The organism is Streptomyces sp. NPDC050085, from assembly GCF_044460595.1.
Classification (GTDB): Bacteria; Actinomycetota; Actinomycetes; order Streptomycetales; family Streptomycetaceae; genus Streptomyces.
The window spans coordinates 249,900-269,938 of sequence record NZ_JBITJZ010000004.1 but is presented as its reverse complement, the minus strand read 5'-3'; the positions used below and the strand labels follow the sequence as shown (position 1 = coordinate 269,938).

13 protein-coding genes and 1 pseudogene are annotated in these 20,039 nt (G+C 71.3%); 10 read left to right on the top strand and 4 right to left on the bottom strand.

Translation table 11 applies throughout. The annotated features are described in order from the left end of the window. Positions 1–43 precede the first annotated feature (43 nt). On the bottom strand, positions 44–2,779 hold the full coding sequence (locus tag ACIBUY_RS17325; protein WP_399152955.1) for a lysylphosphatidylglycerol synthase domain-containing protein: 2,736 nt from the start codon (positions 2,777–2,779) through the stop codon (positions 44–46). A gap of 200 nt (positions 2,780–2,979) precedes the next feature. Here ACIBUY_RS17325 and ACIBUY_RS17320 point away from each other — a divergent pair, with 200 nt between their 5' ends. The 5 genes from ACIBUY_RS17320 to nudC all read left to right on the top strand — a co-directional run bounded on the left by ACIBUY_RS17320 (position 2,980) and on the right by nudC (position 12,986). Further along, positions 2,980–3,345, top strand: a complete 366-nt coding sequence (locus tag ACIBUY_RS17320) for an MGMT family protein (RefSeq protein ID WP_365562708.1) — start codon at positions 2,980–2,982, stop codon at positions 3,343–3,345. A 278-nt stretch (positions 3,346–3,623) separates the two neighbouring features. After that, positions 3,624–6,923 carry an ATP-dependent helicase gene (locus ACIBUY_RS17315; RefSeq protein WP_399152954.1) on the top strand — a complete coding sequence of 1,100 codons (3,300 nt, stop codon included), beginning with the start codon at positions 3,624–3,626 and terminating at the stop codon, positions 6,921–6,923. 63 nt (positions 6,924–6,986) lie between these two features. Beyond that, positions 6,987–10,517 carry a UvrD-helicase domain-containing protein gene (locus ACIBUY_RS17310; RefSeq protein ID WP_399152953.1) on the top strand — a complete coding sequence of 1,177 codons (3,531 nt, stop codon included), beginning with the start codon at positions 6,987–6,989 and terminating at the stop codon, positions 10,515–10,517. A 10-nt stretch (positions 10,518–10,527) separates the two neighbouring features. Beyond that, on the top strand, positions 10,528–11,940 hold the full coding sequence (locus tag ACIBUY_RS17305; RefSeq protein WP_365562717.1) for a dipeptidase: 1,413 nt from the start codon (positions 10,528–10,530) through the stop codon (positions 11,938–11,940). An 86-nt stretch (positions 11,941–12,026) separates the two neighbouring features. Continuing rightward, positions 12,027–12,986 (top strand): NAD(+) diphosphatase, encoded by a 960-nt coding sequence (gene nudC / locus ACIBUY_RS17300; protein WP_365562720.1) that lies wholly within the window; start codon positions 12,027–12,029, stop codon positions 12,984–12,986. 19 nt (positions 12,987–13,005) lie between these two features. Here the strand turns inward: nudC and ACIBUY_RS17295 are convergent, their stop codons facing one another. Continuing rightward, complete coding sequence (locus tag ACIBUY_RS17295; protein WP_365562723.1) at positions 13,006–13,248, bottom strand: mycoredoxin; 243 nt, start codon at positions 13,246–13,248, stop codon at positions 13,006–13,008. A 162-nt stretch (positions 13,249–13,410) separates the two neighbouring features. Between ACIBUY_RS17295 and ACIBUY_RS17290 the strand changes: the two genes are divergently transcribed. The 5 genes from ACIBUY_RS17290 (at position 13,411) to ACIBUY_RS17270 (ending at position 17,331) form a co-directional block, all read left to right on the top strand. Further along, positions 13,411–15,627, top strand: coding sequence for an ATP-dependent DNA helicase UvrD2 (locus ACIBUY_RS17290; RefSeq protein ID WP_365562726.1), 2,217 nt, complete (start codon positions 13,411–13,413; stop codon positions 15,625–15,627). Between the two features lie 164 nt (positions 15,628–15,791). Beyond that, a complete protein-coding gene (locus tag ACIBUY_RS17285; RefSeq protein ID WP_365562729.1) occupies positions 15,792–16,115 on the top strand; it encodes a hypothetical protein in 324 nt (107 codons plus the stop codon). A gap of 187 nt (positions 16,116–16,302) precedes the next feature. Next, positions 16,303–16,671: a WhiB family transcriptional regulator gene (locus tag ACIBUY_RS17280; RefSeq protein WP_365562732.1), complete on the top strand. Its 369-nt coding sequence runs from the start codon at positions 16,303–16,305 to the stop codon at positions 16,669–16,671. Next, the gene (locus tag ACIBUY_RS17275) at positions 16,668–16,991 is read left to right on the top strand and encodes a hypothetical protein (RefSeq protein ID WP_365562735.1); all 324 of its coding nucleotides are present in this window, start codon (positions 16,668–16,670) and stop codon (positions 16,989–16,991) included. The genes ACIBUY_RS17280 and ACIBUY_RS17275 overlap by 4 nt, the downstream gene beginning before the upstream one ends. A gap of 136 nt (positions 16,992–17,127) precedes the next feature. Next, complete coding sequence (locus ACIBUY_RS17270) at positions 17,128–17,331, top strand: hypothetical protein (protein ID WP_365562738.1); 204 nt, start codon at positions 17,128–17,130, stop codon at positions 17,329–17,331. Between the two features lie 15 nt (positions 17,332–17,346). On the opposite strand, the gene ACIBUY_RS17265 is transcribed toward ACIBUY_RS17270, so the two are convergent. Next, positions 17,347–18,711 (bottom strand): ABC1 kinase family protein, encoded by a 1,365-nt coding sequence (locus tag ACIBUY_RS17265; protein WP_399152952.1) that lies wholly within the window; start codon positions 18,709–18,711, stop codon positions 17,347–17,349. Between the two features lie 5 nt (positions 18,712–18,716). Further along, a pseudogene (locus tag ACIBUY_RS17260) lies at positions 18,717–19,942 on the bottom strand (ThiF family adenylyltransferase); the annotation flags it as partial. Positions 19,943–20,039 lie beyond the last annotated feature (97 nt).

Genomic DNA, 20,039 nt, shown 5'->3' with positions numbered 1-20,039 from the left:
CAAAGCCTTTCCCAAAGGGGCTGCCCGTAGCTGCGGCCGGACGCTAGAGGGCGCCCTTGCGGGACAGGTGGTTGAAGAACAGCCACCCCGGCAGAACGGGCAGCCACAGGGTGAGCAGTCGGTACAGCAGCACCGCCGGAGCCGCGACTTCCTTGGGCAGGCCGACCGCGATCAGACCCACCGTCAGTGTCGCCTCGACAGCGCCCACGCCACCGGGGGTCGGCGCTGCGGAACCCAGTGCGTTGCCGGCGAGGAAGACCACCGCGACACTCGCCAGGCTGAGGCTCGTCGTGTCGTCGCCGAAGGCGCGGATCGAGGCGTCCAGGCACATCACGAAGCAGGCCGTCAGCAGGAGCATGCCGCCGATGCCGGTGAGCAGCTTCCGGGGGCGCTGCAGCACGTCGAGCATGCGCGGCACGACACCGGCGAACAGCGAACGCACACGCGTGACGACGAACTTCCGCAGGAACGGGATCGACGTCACTACAAGGACGAGCACCGCGACCGTCAGCAGACCCGCGATGACCGTACGGGACGGCGACAAGGAGGGCGTCTTCTCCGTCCCCGTCAGGTAGCCGAAGGTCAGCAGCAACACGATGTGGCTGCACATGCCGAACAACTGCGAGGCACCCACGCTCGCGACCGCGAGGCCGGGCCGGACGCCCGAACGCTGCAGGAAGCGCGTATTGAGCGCCACACCGCCGACCGCCGCGGGAGCCACGATCTTCACGAACGATCCGGCGACCTGCGCCGCGACGGTCCGCATGAAGGGCACGCGTTCGGGCACGAAGCCCAGCAGGCTCATCGCCGCGGCCACGTAGCTGAGCGCGGAGAACACCACCGCGAGGCCGACCCAGCCCCACTGGGCCTCGCCGACGATGGTGCCGAAGTCGATGTGCGTGAGCTGCGACAGCAGGAAGTACGCGCCGATCGCACCGGCGATGAAGCTGATCAGGGTGCGCGGCCGGATGCGCTCCAGACGGGCCGGTTCGACCGGCGCCTGGGGGCGGATGCGCAGCACCTGATGGCGGATCTGGGTGAGCAGATCCTCCTCGCGGGCCTCGTCGAGGGCCACGTCTATGGCCCGCTTCTCGGCCTGTCGCTCGGCCTTCTCCGACTTCTTCTCGGACTTCTTCTCGGCCCGCACGGACGTCTCGCCCTTGGCCTCCGCGGCCTCCTCCAGGCGCAGCTGTTTCGCCTTGCTGGACGCCTCCAGGACGGCCTCGCGCTCACGCTGGGCCCTCTCCCGGCCGAGCTTGCGCAACGTCGCCCTGGTGGAGCGCGTGAGCGCGATCGGCTGCAGCAGCGGCAGGCAGTCGGCCACCGTGTCGGGTCCGAGGACGCCGACCGCCGACGCCACGGAGCGCTCGGCTCCCACCCGCAGGCCCAGCGTGGTGAGCATCTGCGCGATGTCCATGCGCAGCACCAGGTCGCCGGCCGCGATCTCACCGCCGCGCAGATCCGTGAGGATCACCGTGCCGGAACGATCCACCAGAATCGCGTCGCCGGCGAGCCGCCGGTGCGCGATCCGCCGGGACTGCAGCGACTGCACCTGGTGCCAGGTGTCGCGCAGCAGCTCGTCGGTGATCTCCTTCTCCGGGATCGCGTCCAGGGAGCGTCCGCCGATGTGCTCGTACACGAGCATCACGGCGTCGGGACCGAGTTCGGAGGTGGCGATCAGCTTCGGCGCGTTCGCCCCGGCCGAGATGGCCGCGTAGGCCAGCAGCGCCTCCTGCTCCAGGGCCTGGCGCAGGGACTGCAGACTGCGGCGCTGGGTGATGCCGCGCAGCGTGAGACGCCGCCACACGCGGTAGAAGAAGCCCTGCGCCTGTTGCTCGCGGTCCACGACGGTGACGTCCAGCGGCGGACCGTCCTCCAGGGTGACGAAGTAGCGCCGCCCCCGGTCGCCGTTCTCCGTGGCGCCCTCGTGGGCCTCTTCCCGGGCCGCGTTGACCGGGTGGAAGCCGACGTGCCGCAGACCGGCCAGCAATGTCTGTCCTGTAGGGCGCACATTGGGCGAGCCGACGGCGTACAGCGTTCCGTAGGCGACGGTCCAGCCGATGAGGATCGTCAGGATGATCGAGAACGGCGTCGTGTACCCGGTGACCAGCATGGTGAAGGCATCGAGCAGCAGCACCACCCACAGGACGACACGCCATCGTGGTCGCCGGGACATGCCGACAGCCGTCATGTAGGCGATGACGGGCGCCAGGTAGCCGTGCACCGGATCGGTCAGTGCGTGGATGTCTCCGGGCGACACCTTGGTGAGCGCGTCCTGGATGGACTGGGGTGCGGCCTTGGCGACCCAGAGGTCGGTCGCCAGAGTCACGCCGTGCGCGAGGACGGCGGCGAGCACGCCGTCGGCGATCCGCAGCCCGTCGCGCTTGATGAGCCGCTCGATGGCGAAGGCGACGGGGACGAGCAGGATGGCGATGCTGGAGGCGAAACCCGCGAGCTTGGTCAGCAGGTCAGGAGCCTGCTCGGTGCCCTTGTTGATGTCCTGGGCGAAGCCGGAGGTCGTGGCGTGCGCGAACGCGGCGATGGCCAGCAGTACGGCGATCGCGAGCAGCCCGGCGAGCAGCCGCATGAGGTCGGAAGGGCGGTGCACGCGCGCGGGGAGCAACGGTTCGTCACCGTCGACCCGCTCGGTGTGCGCGTCCAGGTCGACGCAGTCGGGATCGTGCAGCGGCTGCTCGTGCTTCTCCTCGACGGCCTCCTCGGCCGCTTCCTCAGGGCGCGCCGGTGTCACAGAGGTGCCCTCCGCCTTGTCGGGGTGCACGCTCTGCTCCGTCGTCTCTTCTTGATCTCGTATCACCAGTCACCGCCCGCACGATGGTGGCATGTCCCATCGCGATAGGAGGGCATCAGGGTGCATTCGAGGAGCGCGAAGTCGCGGACAAGCGCCTTCTTGTACGTCTCTCCAGAGCGCTCCCTGTACGTCCCTCCATGTTGTCGGTGCCGTGGGGCAGGATGGGCCGGATGAGCGAGGAGAGCGAGTCGGCGGGAGAACTGCCCGCCTACGCGGAGCGGGTCCTCGAGGTCGCCGAACTGATTCCGCCCGGGCGGGTCATGACGTACGGGGACGTCGCGGAGTGGCTGGAGGAGGGCGGGCCGCGCCAGGTGGGGCGGGTGATGGCCCTCTACGGGGGTGCCGTGCCCTGGTGGCGCGTCGTGCGTGCGGACGGGGTGCTGCTCCCCGGCCACGAGCTGCGGGCCCTCGGTCATTACCGCGAGGAGAGCACGCCGCTGCGCGAGGCTTCCCGCACCGCGGAGGGCCACCTGCCGCGCCTCGACATGAAGCGGGCGCGCTGGGACGGCCGGACGCGTACGGAAGCTCACAATTGACAGCTTCGGCCATCCCGCGCGCGGGCGGGGTGCCGGTGGCCCGTACGGGGGAAAAGGGGCCGCCGGGGCACTCCGCCACGACCGTGTCCGTTCGTGAGACAGGGCACACCTGTGACGGAGGCGGCGCGAGAGAGGCATCGGAAGCCCGGCTTCCGCCACACTCGACGGCGTAGCGTCGACGGCACCGTCGATGGCAGACACCTCCTTCACCCCGTCGTCACCGCCTCGCGCGGACAGCACTTCGATCACCAGCACACCCACCAGGACCAGCGATCCACGTGAGCTCCTCTTCGTCCACCCGGCACCCGTCGCACCACCAGGTTCGACAGGGGATCCCGGGCGCGTATCGACTGGTGCGTACGTCGCCGACTCCCGTGGACCCCCCTCGTCTTGACGCACCCCAGCGTGCGGTGGTTGACCACGGCCACGGGCCCCTGCTCGTCCTTGCCGGACCGGGGACGGGCAAAACCACGACCCTTGTAGAGGCCGTGTCCGCGCGGATCGCCAAGGGCACCGAACCCGAGCGCATCCTTGTGCTCACGTTCAGCCGCAAGGCCGCTGTCGAACTGCGTGACCGCATGGCGCTGCGCATAGGAGCGGCCCGCGCCCCACAGGCCACGACCTTCCACTCGTTCTGCTACGCGCTGGTACGCGCCCATCAGGACGCGGACCTCTTCGCCGAGCCGCTGCGCCTGCTGTCCGGTCCCGAGCAGGACGTCGTCGTACGGGAACTGCTCGCGGGACAGATCGATCTGGAGCAGGCCGGGCTCGCCCACGTCCGCTGGCCCGACGAACTGCGCGCCTGCCTCACCACACGCGGCTTCGCCGACGAAGTGCGCGCGGTCCTCGCCCGCAGCCGCGAGCTGGGCCTGGGCCCCGCGGCCCTGGACGCCTTCGCGCGCCGCATCGGCCGCCCGGACTGGCGCGCGGCGGCCACGTTCCTCGCCGAGTACCTGGACGTCCTCGACGCGCAGGGCGTGCTCGACTACGCCGAGTTGGTGCACCGCGCCGTGCTCCTCGCGCACCGCCGGGAGGTCGCCGACCAGCTCGCCGCGCAGTACGACGCCGTGTTCGTCGACGAGTACCAGGACACCGACCCGGCCCAGGTGCGGCTGCTGCACGCGCTGGCGGGCGCGGGGCGCACCCTGGTCGCGTTCGGCGACCCCGACCAGTCGATCTACACGTTCCGCGGCGCCGACGTGAACGGGATCCTCGAGTTCCCCGACGACTTCCCGCGCGCGGACGGCACACCCGCGCCGGTCGAGGTGCTCACCACGTCCCGCCGCTCGGGAGCCTCCCTCCTGGAGGCCACCCGGCGGATCACCCGCCGGATGCCGCTGACCCGGCTGCCGGCCGACAAGGTGCGCGCCCATCGTGAGCTCACGCCCGTACGGGACGGGGGCCGGACCGAGGTCTACACGTACCCGACGTCCGGGACCGAGCTCGACAACATCGCTGACATCCTGCGCCGCGCCCACCTGGAGGACGGCGTCCCCTGGAGCGACATGGCCGTCCTGATGCGCGCGGGCACGCGAAGCATTCCGGCGGTGCGGCGCGCGCTCACGGCGGCCGGTGTCCCTCTGGACATCGACGGCGACGACCTGCCGCTGCGCCACGAGCCGGCGGTCGCGCCGCTGCTGACCGCTCTGAAGGCGGTGGCACAGGGCCCGGTCGAGGACGGCTCGGAGGAAGAGGTCCGGTTCGACACCGAGACGGCGCTCACGCTCCTTGCCTCGCCGCTGGCCGGCATGGACGCCGCGGACCTGCGCCGCCTGGGACGCGCCCTGCGCGAGGAGGAGCGCGCCGCGGGCAACCATCTGCCGCCGCCCTCCGACGAGTTGCTGGCCCGCGCCCTCGCCGAGCCCGAGCGGCTCGCCCTGCACGAGCCCGCCTACGCGCGCGGTGCGCAGCGCCTCGGCGCACTCCTCGCCAAGGCCCGCGCGACGCTCGACGCCGGCGGCACCGCGGAGGAAGCACTCTGGGAGTTGTGGAACGGCACGCCCTGGCCGCAGCGCTTGGAGCGTGCCGCCCGCCGCGGGGGCGCGGCGGGGCGCAACGCGGACCGCGACCTGGACGCCGTATGCGCCCTGTTCGCCCTCGCCTCGCGCGCGGAGGAGCGCACCGGAGGCCGCGGCGCCCGCAACTTCCTGGAGGAGCTGGAAGCCCAGGACATCGCTGCCGACACCCTCGCCGGACGGGCCGTACGCCCCGACGCGGTGCGCCTGATGACCGCACACCGCTCCAAGGGACTCGAGTGGCGCCTGGTCGTCGTCGCGGGCGTGCAGGAAGGTCTGTGGCCCGATCTGCGTCGCCGTGGCTCCCTCCTGGAGGCCGACCGCATCGGCCGTGACGGTCTCGCCGAACCCCTCACACCCGGCGCCCTGCTGGCCGAGGAGCGACGCCTCTTCTACGTGGCCGCCACGCGCGCGCGGGAGCGACTGGTCGTCACAGCCGTGAAGGCACCCGCGGACGACGGCGACCAGCCGTCCCGGTTCCTGACCGAACTCGGAATCGAGCCCAAGGACGTCACCGGCCGCCCGCGCCGGCCCCTGTCGGTGGCGGCCCTCGTCGCGGAACTGCGCGCCACCACGGTCGACCCCCGGGTCTCCGACGCCCTGCGCGAGGCCGCGGCGAGGCGTCTGGCCCGCCTCGCCGCGCTCAGTGACGACGACGGCAGACCCCTGGTGCCGTCGGCTCACCCCTACCGCTGGTGGGGCATGTACGAGCCCACCGAGAGCAAGGTCCCGCTGAGGGACCGCGACAAGCCCGTCGTGCTCTCCGGAAGCGCCCTCGACCAGCTCGCCAACACCTGTGCGCTGCAATGGTTCCTGGGCCGTGAGGTCAAGGCCGACGCTCCCGCGACCGCCGCGCAGGGCTTCGGCAACGTCGTGCACGTCCTGGCCGACGAGGTCGCCTCCGGACGCACCCCCGCCGACCTCGCCGTCCTCATGGAGCGCCTCGACTCCGTATGGGACGCGCTCGCCTTCGACGCGCCGTGGAAGTCGGCACAAGAGAAGGAGAACGCGCGCGTGGCGCTCGAGCGCTTCCTCCAGTGGCACGTCATGGACCGCTCCGGCCGCGTTCCGGTGGCCAGCGAGCACGACTTCGACGTGACCCTCGAAGCGGGCGCCTACGAGGTACGCATCCGCGGCTCCATGGACCGCGTCGAGCGCGACACAGAAGGACGTGCCTACGTAGTCGACTTCAAGACCGGCAAGCAGGCACCCAGCGCGGCCGATGTCGCCCACCATCCACAGCTCGCCGTGTACCAGCTCGCCGTGCGTGAGGGCGCCGTCGACGAGCCCTTCGACGGGGCCCGTCCGCACCCCGGTGGCGCCGAGCTGGTGCAGCTGCGCCAGGGTGCCGCAAAGAAGGACGGCGGCGAGACGCTCCCCAAGGTGCAGTCGCAGGACGCCCTCGAGGGGGAGGCGGGGGAGTGGGTCGGTGATCTCCTCGCCACCGCCGCGGGCAAGGTCCTCGACGAGCGGTTCGCGCCGACCACCGGACAGCACTGCACGCACTGCGCCTTCCGTGCCTCGTGCAGTGCCCGGCCCGAGGGCAACCACGTCGTGGAGTGACGTGCGCCTCCGCTGCGCCGGAACGGACCGGCGCTGTCAGTGGGGCCGGTTAGCCTCGATGAGGTGACCACACGCCTCAGCGACCCCGAGCAGCTCAAGGAGCTGCTGGGCATCCCGTTCACCCCGGAGCAGACGGCCTGCATCATCGCGCCGCCCGCCCCGCAGGTGATCGTGGCCGGGGCCGGCTCGGGCAAGACGACGGTGATGGCCGCGCGCGTGGTCTGGCTGGTGGGCACCGGGCAGGTCGCGCCCGAGCAGGTCCTGGGCCTCACGTTCACCAACAAGGCGGCGGGAGAGCTCGCCGAGCGCGTCCGCAAGGCCCTCGTCAAGGCGGGGGTCACGGACCCGGAGGCCATCGACCCGGACAACCCCCCGGGCGAGCCCGTGATCTCCACGTACCACGCCTTCGCCGGTCGCCTCCTGACCGATCACGGGCTGCGCATCGGCCTGGAGCCCACGACGCGGCTGCTCGCGGACGCCACCCGCTTCCAGCTCGCCGCGCGCGTGCTGCGCGAGGCGCCGGGTCCGTACCCCGCCCTCACCCGCTCCTTCGCCGACCTGATCAGCGACCTGCTCGCCCTCGACGCCGAGCTGGCAGAACACCTCGTACAGCCCGCCGAGCTGCGCGCGTACGACCAGGAACTGCTGCGCACGCTGGAAGAGGCCAAGCTCAGCAACGCGGAGCTGCGGAAGGTGCCCGAAGCCGCCGCCGCGCGTCTGGAGCTGGCCGAGCTGGTGGGCCACTACAGGGCGGCCAAGCGGGCCAGGGACGTCCTCGACTTCGGCGACCAGATCGCGCTCTCGGCCACCCTCGCGAGCACCCGGCCCGAGGTCGGCGAGATCCTGCGTGACGAGTTCCGCGTGGTCCTCCTCGACGAATACCAGGACACGTCCGTGGCCCAACGGATCCTGCTGGCCGGCCTGTTCGGCGGCGGCACGGGCCACGCCGTGACGGCCGTGGGCGACCCCTGCCAGGCGATCTACGGCTGGCGCGGCGCCTCGGTGGCCAACCTCGACGACTTCCCGCGCCACTTCGCGTACGCGGACGGCAGCCCGGCCGGCCGCCTCTCCCTCAGTGAGAACCGCCGCAGCGGCGGCCGCCTCCTCGACCTCGCCAACGGGCTGGCGGAGCCGCTGCGCGCGATGCACGCGGGTGTGGAGGCCTTGCGGCCCGCCCCCGGTGCCGAGCGCGAAGGCAGCGTGCGCTGCGCCCTCCTGCGCACCCACAGCGAGGAGATCGCCTGGCTCGCCGACTCCATCGCCCACCTCGTCGCCACGGGCCGGGCACCCGGCGAGATCGCCGTCCTGTGCCGCACCGCGACCGACTTCGCCGAGATCCAGGGCGCGCTCGTCGCCCGCGACATCCCGGTCGAAGTGGTCGGTCTCTCCGGTCTGTTGCACCTCCCGGAGGTCGCGGATCTGGTCGCCGTGTGCGAGGTCCTCCAGGACCCGGGGGCCAACGCGTCACTGGTGCGACTGCTGACCGGCCCCCGCTGGCGCATCGGCGCGCGCGACCTCGCCCTTCTGGGACGCAGGGCCCGCTTCCTGGTCTCCCACGCGCGCGGAGGCGACGAGGACGACCCGGACCGGCGCCTGGCCGAGGCCGTCGAAGGCGTCGACCCGTCCGAGGTGATATCGCTCGCGGACGCGCTCGACACGTTCCTGGAGACCTCCGTGGAGGCGGACGGGGACGACGACGGGCTGCCGTTCTCGCCGGACGCGCGCGTGCGCTTCGCCCGGCTCGCCACCGAACTGCGCGACCTGCGCCGCTCGTTGTCCGATCCCCTCATGGACGTTCTGCACCGCGTGCTCGCCGTCACCGGCCTGGAGGTCGAACTCTCCGCGTCCCCGCACGCGTTGGCGGCCCGGCGGCGCGAGACGCTGTCCAACTTCCTCGACATCGCCGCGTCCTTCGCCGCCAACGAGAGCTCCGCGACACTGCTCGCCTTCCTCGGCTTCCTGCGCACCGCGGCCCAGTACGAGAAGGGCCTCGACAACGCGCTACCGGGCGGCGAGAACACGGTGAAGGTGCTCACCGCCCACAAGTCCAAGGGCCTCGAATGGGACGTGGTCGCCGTTCCCGGACTCGTCAACGGCACGTTCCCGAGCACGCAGGGCCGCGAGAAATGGACGGCCCAGGGCAAGGTCCTGCCGCACGAGCTGCGCGGTGACGCCGCCACCCTGCCCGACATCGACGCGTGGGACTCCCGGGGCATGAAGGCCTTCCACGCCGACATGAAGGACCACCAGAGCACCGAGGAACTACGCCTGGGATACGTGACGTTCACACGCCCGCGCACCCTGCTGCTCGGCTCCGGCCACTGGTGGGGCCCCTCCCAGAAGAAGAAGCGCGGCCCGTCCGACTTCCTCCGGGCGCTGTACGACCACTGCGCCGCCGGGCACGGCGAGATCGAGGTCTGGGCGGACGAACCGGACGACGAAGAGGAGAACCCGGCACTCCAGGAGGCGTCGGCCGAGCACGCCTGGCCGCTGCCGTTGGACGAGGCGTCCCTGGCCCGTCGCCGCGCGGCAGCCGACACGGTTCTCGCCCACCTGGAGCGCGCCGCGAGCGCCCCGCGGGCCCACGCCCACACGGACCCGCATCCGGCATCCCACGACGAGCCGCCCTTCGAAGACCCCGACTGGCCGCCCCCGCCCGAGGACGAACCTCTCGACGACGAACTGCCGTACGCGGACGAGGAGTTCCCCGACGACTGGGACAGCTTGACCGCCGAGCGCCCCTCGCTCCCGCACCCGGCGTCGGAAGTCCCTCCCCACGCGCGCGTGCCCGAGCCTCCGCACACGCCCCCTGCCGTCCCGCACCCGACCCCCGCCCCGGAGAACCTGTTCACCCCGGAGGAGGCCCGCACCGTCGACTCCTGGGACCGCGATCTCGACGCCCTCACCGGTGAGCTGCTGCGCGCCCGCGCCGGCGTGCGCGACGTGCCGGTGCCGCACTCGCTCACGGCCTCGCAGGTGCTGCGCATGGCCGCTGACCCCGACGGGCTCGCCCAGGAGCTGGCCCGGCCCATGCCGCGCCCGCCCCAGCCGGCGGCCCGCAGGGGCACCCGTTTCCACGCCTGGGTCGAATCCCGCTTCGAGGAACTGCGGCTGCCGATGCTGGACCCGGACGAGCTGCCCGGCAGCGACGCGGAGATCGCCGACGAGCGGGACCTGGAGGCCCTCAAGGAGGCCTTCGAGCGCACTCCGTACGCGCACCGCACGCCCTACAGGGTCGAGTTCCCCTTCCAGCTGGCCATCGCGGGCCGCGTCGTGCGCGGCCGCATCGACGCCGTTTACAAGGAGGGCGACGGCGACAGGGCGACGTACGAGATCGTCGACTGGAAGACCGGTCACCAGCAGACCGCCGACCCCCTGCAGCTCGCCGTCTACCGGCTCGCCTGGGCCGAGCACCAGGGCGTGCCCGTGGAGTCGGTGGACGCGGTCTTCGTGTACGTACGCAGTGGAGAGACGGTCCGCCCCCGCACGCTGCCGGGACGGGCCGAGCTGGAGCGGCTGCTCACGCAGGAACCGCAGGCCCCGGGAGAGGCCGCGGAGGAGCCACCGGACAAGCATGCTCCGGTGGGGGACTAGGCTCGTGACCATGAGCAAGCCCGTTGACAGCGCCGTCAGCACCGTCCGTGCGTACGTCGAGAACCACCGTGAGGCGTTCCTCGACGACCTCGCCGCATGGCTGCGGATCCCTTCGGTGTCCGCCCAGCCCGCGCACGCCCCGGACGTGCGACGCAGCGCCGACTGGCTCGCCGCACAGCTGGCCGCGACCGGCTTCCCGACCACCGAGGTGTGGCAGACGCCCGGCGCTCCTGCCGTCTTCGCCGAGTGGCCGTCCGACGACCCGAAGGCGCCCACCGTCCTCGTCTACGGGCACCACGACGTCCAGCCCGCCGCCCGCGAGGACGGCTGGGACACCGAGCCCTTCGAGCCCGTCGTCATCGGGAACAGGCTCCACGCGCGCGGTGCGGCCGACGACAAGGGGCAGGTGTTCTTTCACACACTTGGAGTTCGCGCCCACCTCGCCGTCACCGGGCGCACCGCCCCCGCCGTCCACCTCAAGCTGCTGATCGAGGGCGAGGAGGAGTCGGGCTCCCCGAACTTCCGCGCTCTCGTCGAGGCCCACAAGGAGAGGCTCGCCGCCGACGCCGTGATCGTCTCCGACACCGGCATGTGGGCCGAGGACACCCCCACGGTGTGCACCGGGATGCGCGGCCTCGCCGACTGCGAGATCGAGCTGCACGGTCCCGACCAGGACATCCACTCCGGCTCCTTCGGCGGCGCCGTCCCGAACCCGGCGACCGCCGCAGCCCGCCTCGTCGCCGCGCTGCACGACGAGCACGCGCGCGTGGCCGTGCCCGGCTTCTACGACGGCATCGTCGAACTCACCGACCGGGAGCGCGAGCTCTTCGCCGAGCTGCCCTTCGACGAAGAGCAGTGGCTGCGTACGGCGAAGTCCCACGCCACGTACGGAGAAGCCGGACACAGCACGCTGGAGCGCATCTGGGCCCGGCCCACCGCGGAGGTGAACGGGATCGGGGGCGGCTACCAAGGCCCCGGCGGCAAGACGATCGTGCCGTCCTCGGCCATGCTCAAACTGTCGTTCCGACTGGTCGCGGGGCAGGACCCGGACCACATCGAGAAGGCCGTCACCGCCTGGGTCGCCGAGCAGCTGCCCGCCGGAATCCGCCACACGATCACCTTCGGCGCGGCCACCCGGCCGTGCCTGACGCCGCTCGACCACCCCGCCCTGCAGTCCGTCGCCCGCGCCATGAGCCGCGCCTTCGAGCAGAAGATCCGCTTCACGCGCGAAGGCGGCTCGGGCCCCGCGGCCGACCTTCAGGACGTCCTCGACGCACCTGTGCTCTTCCTGGGCATCTCCGTCCCCTCCGACGGCTGGCACGCCCCGAACGAGAAGGTCGAACTCGACCTCCTTATGAAGGGCGTCGAAACCACGGCCTACTTGTGGGGCGATCTCGCGGAGAGCTGGACGGATGCACACTGAACGAGGCACCCCGCACACGTCCTGCCGAACGTCCTGCTGAACCGCCCGCCGAACCACCCATTCCACCGGGGGAGTTGGAAGCACCTGTGACCATCTGGACCGACCGCACCGCCGATCTCGCCGCCGGCCGACCGCTCTCGCTCGCCGCGCCGAGCGGGATCGACCGTGCCGCGCACCACCGTCTCGACGAGGCCTGGCTCGCCGCCGCGTGGAGCCACCCCACGACCCGTGTCTTCGTGGTCTCGGGTGGCCAGGTGCTCATCGACGAGACACCGGACGGCGCGACGGAACTGGTCATGACGCCGTCCTTTGAAGCGCCCCTCACGGAGGCCCACCGCTATTTCCTGGGCACCGACGAGGACGGCGTGAGCTACTTCGCGCTCCAGAAGGACACGCTCCCCGGGCGCATGGACCAGTCCGCGCGCCCCGCCGGCCTGCGCGAGGCGGGCATGCTCCTCTCGGAGCGCGACGCCGGCCTCATGGTGCACGCCGTCGCCCTGGAGAACTGGCAGCGCCTGCACCGCTTCTGCTCCCGCTGCGGCGAACGCACCGTCATCGCCGCCGCGGGCCACATCCGCCGCTGCCAGGCCTGCGGGGCCGAGCACTACCCGCGCACCGACCCCGCCGTGATCATGGCCGTCACGGACGAGCAGGACCGCATCCTGCTCGGCCGGCAGGTGCACTGGCCCGAGGGGCGCTTCTCGACCCTCGCGGGCTTCGTGGAGCCGGGCGAGTCCATCGAGCAGTCGGTGCGCCGTGAGGTCTTCGAAGAGGCCGGTGTGCTCGTCGGCGAGGTCCAGTACGTGGCCAGTCAGCCCTGGCCGTTCCCGTCCAGCCTGATGCTCGGCTTCATGGCGCACGCCACGTCCACCGAGATCAACGTGGACGGCGACGAGATCCACGAGGCCCGCTGGTTCTCCCGCGAAGACCTGCGGGCCGCATTCGAGTCCGGGGAGGTCATGCCTCCCTACGGGATCTCGATTGCGGCCCGACTGATCGAGCTCTGGTACGGCAAGCCCCTGCCGAAGCCCAGCGACGCGCTGTGACCGTCCCCGAGTAGCGGACTCAGACGCCGATCTTCTGCTTGACCTGCGCCAGCGAGGGGTTGGTCAGCGTCGAGCCGTCGTCGAACAGAACGGTGGGGACCGTCTGGTTCCCGCCGTTCGCCTTCTCGACGAACGCCGCCGACTCCGGGTCGTGCTCGATGTTGATCTCGGAGTACGCGATGCCCTCGCGGTCCATCTGCTTCTTCAGCCGCTGGCAGTAGCCGCACCACGTGGTGCTGTACATCGTCACAGTGCCCGGCATGTTCCTCGCGCTCCTTTGTGGCTGGGGATGCGTGTTCGCAATGAGTCGAACGTACGCGACGCGGCGACCATTCCCGCACGTCGGCCGCATTAGTACGACTAACACTGGCTACCTGTGGACAACGTGACGCACCTGTCCCCGCCGACCTGGCAGCATGGCGGGGTGACAGCAGCAACGCACTCCACCCTGTTCCCGCAGGTCCCGGAATCGGCCGACGCGGTGCTCGACGGGCTCGACCCCGAGCAGCGCGCCGTGGCGACGGCCCTGCACGGTCCGGTGTGTGTACTCGCGGGCGCCGGCACGGGCAAGACGCGAGCGATCACCCATCGCATCGCGTACGGCGTGCGCGCGGGGATCCTCCAGCCGAACACCGTCCTCGCCGTCACCTTCACCAACCGCGCCGCGGGCGAGATGCGCGGCCGCCTGCGCCAGCTGGGCGCCGGGGGAGTGCAGGCCCGCACCTTCCACTCGGCCGCTCTGCGCCAGCTCCAGTTCTTCTGGCCCAAGGCGGTAGGCGGTGAGCTGCCCCGCATCGTCGACCGCAAGATCCAGCTGGTCGCCGACGCCGCGGCGGCCTGCCGACTGCGCCTGGACCGCGGTGAGCTGCGCGACGTGACCGCGGAGATCGAGTGGTCCAAGGTCACCCAGACCGTCCCGGGCGACTACGCGGCCGCGGCCCACAAGGCCGGGCGCGAGAGCCCCCGCCATCCCGCCGAGATCGCCCAGATCTACGCCAGCTACGAGACGCTGAAGCGGGACCGCACGGTCATCGACTTCGAGGACGTCCTGCTCCTCACCGTCGGCATCCTTCAGGACCGGCACGACATCGCCGACCAGATCCGAGCCCAGTACCAGCACTTCGTCGTCGACGAGTACCAGGACGTCAGCCCGCTCCAGCAGCGCCTGCTCGACCTGTGGCTCGGCGATCGGGACAATCTGTGCGTCGTCGGCGACGCAAGCCAGACGATCTACTCCTTCACCGGGGCCACACCGGATCACCTGCTCAACTTCCGCACCCGCCATCCCGGCGCCACGGTCGTCAAGCTCGTGCGCGACTACCGCTCCACGCCCCAGGTCGTGCACCTCGCCAATGGCGTCCTGGCCCGAGCGAGCGGGCGAGCCGCGGAGCACCGCCTCGAGCTGATCTCCCAGCGCGAGGCGGGACCCGAGCCGGTCTACGTCGAGTACGTCGACGAGCCCTCCGAAGCCGAAGGCGCGGCCCGCCGCATCCGCGAACTGATCGCCTCCGGGGTCTCTGCGGGCGAGATCGCCATCCTGTTCCGGACCAACGGGCAGTCGGAGATCTACGAGCAGGCCCTCGCCGACGCCGGTGTGCCCTACCAGCTGCGGGGAGCCGAGCGCTTCTTCGAGCGCGCCGAGGTGCGCAAGGCGGGTCATTCGCTGCGCGCGGCGGCCCGCTTCGGAAGCAATGACGCGGACCTCGACGAGGCCGTCGACCTGCCCTCCCAGGTCAGGGCGGTCCTGTCCGGCGAGGGTTGGACGACCGAAGCGCCCGCGGGCTCGGGTGCCGTTCGTGACCGGTGGGAGTCCCTCGCCGCGCTGGCCCGGCTCGCGGAGGACTTCGCCCGGTCCCACGACACGGCGACCCTGGCCGACTTCGTGGCCGAGCTCGACGAGCGGGCGAACGCGCAGCACGCCCCCACCGTCGAGGGCGTCACGCTCGCGTCGCTGCACGCGGCGAAGGGCCTCGAGTGGGACGCCGTGTTCCTGGTCGGCCTCGCCGAAGGCATGATGCCGATCACGTACGCCAAGACCGACGAGCAGATCGAGGAGGAGCGGCGGCTCCTGTACGTGGGCGTGACCCGGGCCCGTCACCACCTCGGCCTGTCCTGGGCGCTGTCCCGCTCGCCCGGCGGCCGGGCGAGCCGCAGACCCAGCCGCTTCCTCGACGGGTTGCGGCCGGGCTCCACCGGCACGGTCGGGCGCGGCGCGAGCGGCGGTCGAGGTGGCATCGAGCACGGGACGAGGCCCGATGCGGCAGAGCCGCTGGAGCCCTCCCGCCGCAGAGGCGCCAGAAAGGTGGCGCGCTGCCGGATGTGCGGACGTACCCTCGAAGCGGGCGAGATGAAACTGATGCGCTGCGAGGACTGCCCGTCCGACATGGACGAGGGGCTGTACGAGCGTCTCATCGAGTGGCGCACCCGCACGGCGGGCGCCCTCGGGCAGCCCGCGTTCTGCGTCTTCACGGACAAGACCTTGATCGCCATCGCCGAGGCGGCACCGGAGGACGAGGGCGAGCTGTCCCGCATCCCGGGCGTCGGCGTACGGAAGTTTCGGGCCTACGGCTCGGACGTGCTGGCCATCTGCGCAGGTCAGGTGGTGGGCGATGAGCTTGGAGGAGTCGGCGAGGGCGACTGATGCAAACTCGTCGAAAAAATAGTTTGCGCATGCCCCAGCAATCCCCATAGGTTCTTAAGCACGAGAGCAGCGGTCCTTCTCGAAGGCCCTGGTTTCGTGTTGTACTTGATAGCCGTCGGACCGGATCACACCGGTCCCCAAGACGCCGAGAGGAGGCGATTCCAGTGATCAGCATCAACACCAGCTCCATCAGCACCGTGAAAATGACCGATCGCTCGGTCGTCGCTTCCTGCCTGCTCGGCTTCTCGAACCTGGGCACCGGTCTGTCTGGCGTCAGCGCCATGCGTCCGGAGTCCGGTCTGTCTCTCGCGGGTCTTCCCATCCGCGAGGGCAATGAGCGACCGACGAAGGCACCGGAAGCAGTAGCGAATGCACAGGCTCAGGCCTATGCCTTTGCGGCAGCCGGTGCCGGATTCCGGAAGCAGACGACGCAGCACCACACGATGTGGGCCTTCCGTGGGCTCGAACCCTGGAGTGATCCAGCCTGATCGACGATCAGGCCGGCGCCTTCAGGGCCGCGGAACCCCACCCGGGATCCGCGGCCCTTCTGTTTTCCCGGAAGACCCAGCGATCTTCCGAGGGACCAGAACGAAGGGGCCTCGGGACAAGAAAAGAACCCGGTACCACCGCCACCCGGCCCACCGGCCGGAACGACCAGACGAGGAAGACGACACCGTGCAACTCGAAGCGCACGCCCCGTCCGTACCGCCTTCAGACCCTCTTCCCCCGCCCGTCCCCACGGAGGACTCCACCTTGAACCCGCTGACTGCGCTCACCGCGCTCGACGACGCCATCGAGAACCTCGGCGTACCCGTCCCCTGCCGTGCCTACGACCCCGAGGTCTTCTTCGCGGAGTCGCCGGCGGATGTCGAGTACGCCAAGTCCCTCTGCCGTACCTGCCCGCTGGTCGAGGCCTGCCTCGCCGGTGCCAAGGAGCGGCGTGAGCCCTGGGGCGTCTGGGGTGGCGAGCTGTTCGTCCAGGGTGTCGTCGTGGCCCGGAAGCGGCCGCGTGGCCGTCCGCGCAAGAACCCGGTCGCGGCATGAGCATCCGAGGAACGATCGACCGCCCCCTGACGCACGACCCCAAGAAGCAGGCCCCGATGAAGCCGTCCACGAGCGAGCCCGCCGGCTCCGCGATTCCAGACTTCACCACGTCCGGTGCGACCGACTCGCGCCAGAACAGGACCCACCAGATGCAACTCATCCCAGAAGCCCTGGCCCGTGCGCATATGCACGAGCGACAGCGCGAGGCCGACGCCGAGCGCCAGGCCATGCGCCTGGTGATGGCCCGTCGGATGCAGCGCCGCGCCGAGCGCGCGTCGCTGCGCGCCCGCCGCGCCCTCGCCATGGCCGTCATGCAGTAACAGACCGTCGGCAGCACAGCACCGACATGAGCCGCAACAGTGCGCGGCTGCTCCCGCGGGGGCCGGTCCGGAAGGGACCGGCCCCCGCGGTGCGTGGTGCGCGAAGATCATCGGTCCATGGAGTTATCGTCGCGGAGTGACGTCTCTTCCTGACGGGGACTGTGCGCAGCAACCCGACCGATCGACCGTCGTGTGCGCCCGGTGCGGCACGACTGCCCAGGGAACTCCGCTGACCTGGACGTGCTCCGTCGAGAGCGGAGTCCGCCGCCACTTCTGTGACGCCTGCGCCCGCGAGAACATCAGGGCCATCGAAGGGCGGCTCGACTCCGACTGGTGGTGATCGGGCCGGTGCCGGTCAGGCCTGCGCGACCGAGCCCGGCTCGGGCTCCGCTCCGTCCTCGGCCACGAACCCCGGTACCCACGCCTCCAGTTCGTCCCGCAGCCGCACCGTCGCGCCGAGCTGGCACAGGACCCCGATCGTGCTCAGCGTCACCCGGTGTATCAGCAGGTACGAAGGCGGCAGATTGAGCTGCCTGCCCAACTGGTGGGCCGGGGAGCGGGGGTCGGCGATCCGCGCCGCCTGGCTGCGCATCCAGGAGCGGGTGAACCGGAACTCGTCGACCTGGGCGGGCTCGATGATCGGCAGCAAATAGTCGAGCACGGCGTCCGGTTCGAGCTCGATCGACTCCTTGACGAAGCCCTCCTCGCGCAGCAACTCGTAGACCGCGACCGCCTCGCCGTCGAGCGTCATCCGCAGGGACTTGCCGATCGGGTCGGGCAGTCCGCCGGGCAGCCGGTCCACGGTGCCGAAGTCCAGCACGCCCAGCCGCCAGCCGTCCTTCCCGTCCGGCAGCAGGCGGAAGTTTCCCGGGTGCGGATCCGCGTGCAGCAGGCCCGTGCGCGCCGGACCGGAGAAGAGGAAGCGCGCCAGCAACTGGCCCGCGCGGTCCCGCTGTTCCTGGCTTCCGTCGTTGACGATCTCGGCGAGGGGCGTCCCGTCGATCCACTCCGTCACCAGCACCTGCTCGCACTGGTGCACCACCCGCGGGACCACGACGTCCGGGTCGCCGTCGAACTCCTCGGCGTGTGCCTCCTGGGCCTGTGCCTCCAGCGCGTAGTCCAGCTCCTCGGAGACGCGGTCGCGCAACTCCGCGATCAGCGGCTTGATGTCCATCCCCGGAATCATTGGCCCCAACAGGCGGGCGAACCTGCCCAGTTGGGTCAGGTCCGAGAGCAGGGCCTCGCCCGCGCCCGGGTACTGCACCTTCACCGCGACCTCGCGCCCGTCGCGCCACACGGCACGATGGACCTGGCCTATCGACGCGGCAGCGGACGGCTTGTCGTCGAACTCCAGGAACAGGTCGCGCCATTGAGTGCCGAGGCGCTCCTGGAGAACGGTGTGCACCGTGCGCGACGGCATCGGCGGCGCCGCTTCCTGGAGCTTGGTCAAGGCGGCCCGATAGGGACCCGCGACCTCCTCGGGCAGCGCGGACTCGAAGACGGACATGGCCTGCCCGAACTTCATCGCCCCGCCCTTGAGTTCGCCGAGCACCTTGAACAGTTGATCCGCCGTGCGCTGCTGCAGTTCCCGGCCGACCAGCTCCGCGGACTTGCCGCCGATGCGCTTGCCGAGACCCCAGGTCGCGCGGCCGGCGAAGCCGATCGGTAGTGCGGCCAGCTTGGCGGTACGGGTAACCGCCTTCCGGGGAAGATCAGACATACACCCCTCCAAGTGCCGGACAGCCGAGCCGCGCGTGCCCAGGCGCCGTGACGCCGACAGCCATTGCCTACCCCGCCATTGTGTCGTGCGGCCCTTCCTCCACGGAGACCTCCTGCCCGTTACCTCTCTCACCCGCACCGCATCCGCACTCCCGATGTGGCCACACGGGTCTGCCGTGCCAGTCGAATCCCGGTGCGGACGCCTCCCAGCGCGCTCCCGTGCTCGACGGCAACTCCCCGTCCAGGAACGCCAGTCCATGAGCCGCCGCGAGACCCGCCACCGCGGTGGCCAGGCCCACGTCACACGCCTGCACCTGCCGGGCGGCATGCCCCGAGCGCCATTGGGCGAGCAGCCGCGGCCAGGTCGGATCCCGATCGGTGCGACCGAGCAGCAGGCACTGCGCACAGCCCGTGCCGCCGGGCAGGACCAGCGGCCCCACGATTCCCGTCGCCTCGACCACGCCCGCGTACAGATGGGGAATGCCCGCCGCGACCAGGTCCTCGACGGCGGACGGGTCGGGGGAGTGGACCGCGAGTCCGTCGCGCGGGGCGATGATCACGAGGGAGAGCGGCGGATCTCCCGGCTCCGGCTCGCCTGCCGCCGGTCGTGCCCTGCGCTGGTCCGGGCGCGGGGGCCGGGCCGGCGCCAAGCTGCGCACCTGGTGACGCGCCGACACGTCCCGGCGCTCGCCCACCGCCTTTGCCGGGTGGCCGCCCGGCGATACGTCCCAGGGCTGGACGCAGCCGCCGTCACGCACATCGACGTGCCCGACGCCGGCTGCGGCCAGGGTCGAGGCGAGCAGAGCGCCCACCCGACCGGCCCCTCTGACCTGCACACGCATGGTGTGCCGTGCCGCCAGCATCCGTACGGCATCGGCCGGTTCGGAGGTGGTCACCGTCAGTGCGGCGTGGTCGGGGCGGAGCCGGTCCATCACCTGGGTCCGCTTGCGCAGCGCTTCCGCGGGCCGGCCGCCGCCCGTCGTGTCGTCCAGGAGACCCGCCCCGGTCAGCCGCTCCAGAAGCGCGTCCACATGTCCGTCGGGCAGTCCCATCCGCCGGGCCTCGTCGCGCAGGAGCGGCACGCCGCGCGTCCCGTCGAGCAGGGTCAGAAAGCTGCCCGTGGCCGTGTCGACCGGACCGAGCACCACCGCATGCGCCGGTGTCATCCCGAACTGCACCGTGTTCAGGTCGTGCCAGCCGCGCCGCAGCGCAGGCTTCAAGATCGGATGCATCGCTGTTTCCCCCGTGCTGTGCCAGCCGTCCTGTCCGGCGGGTCGATCGATGGCCAGCATGCCCGTCCCGCCGGATCCGTGATGCGGGTTGTCCACA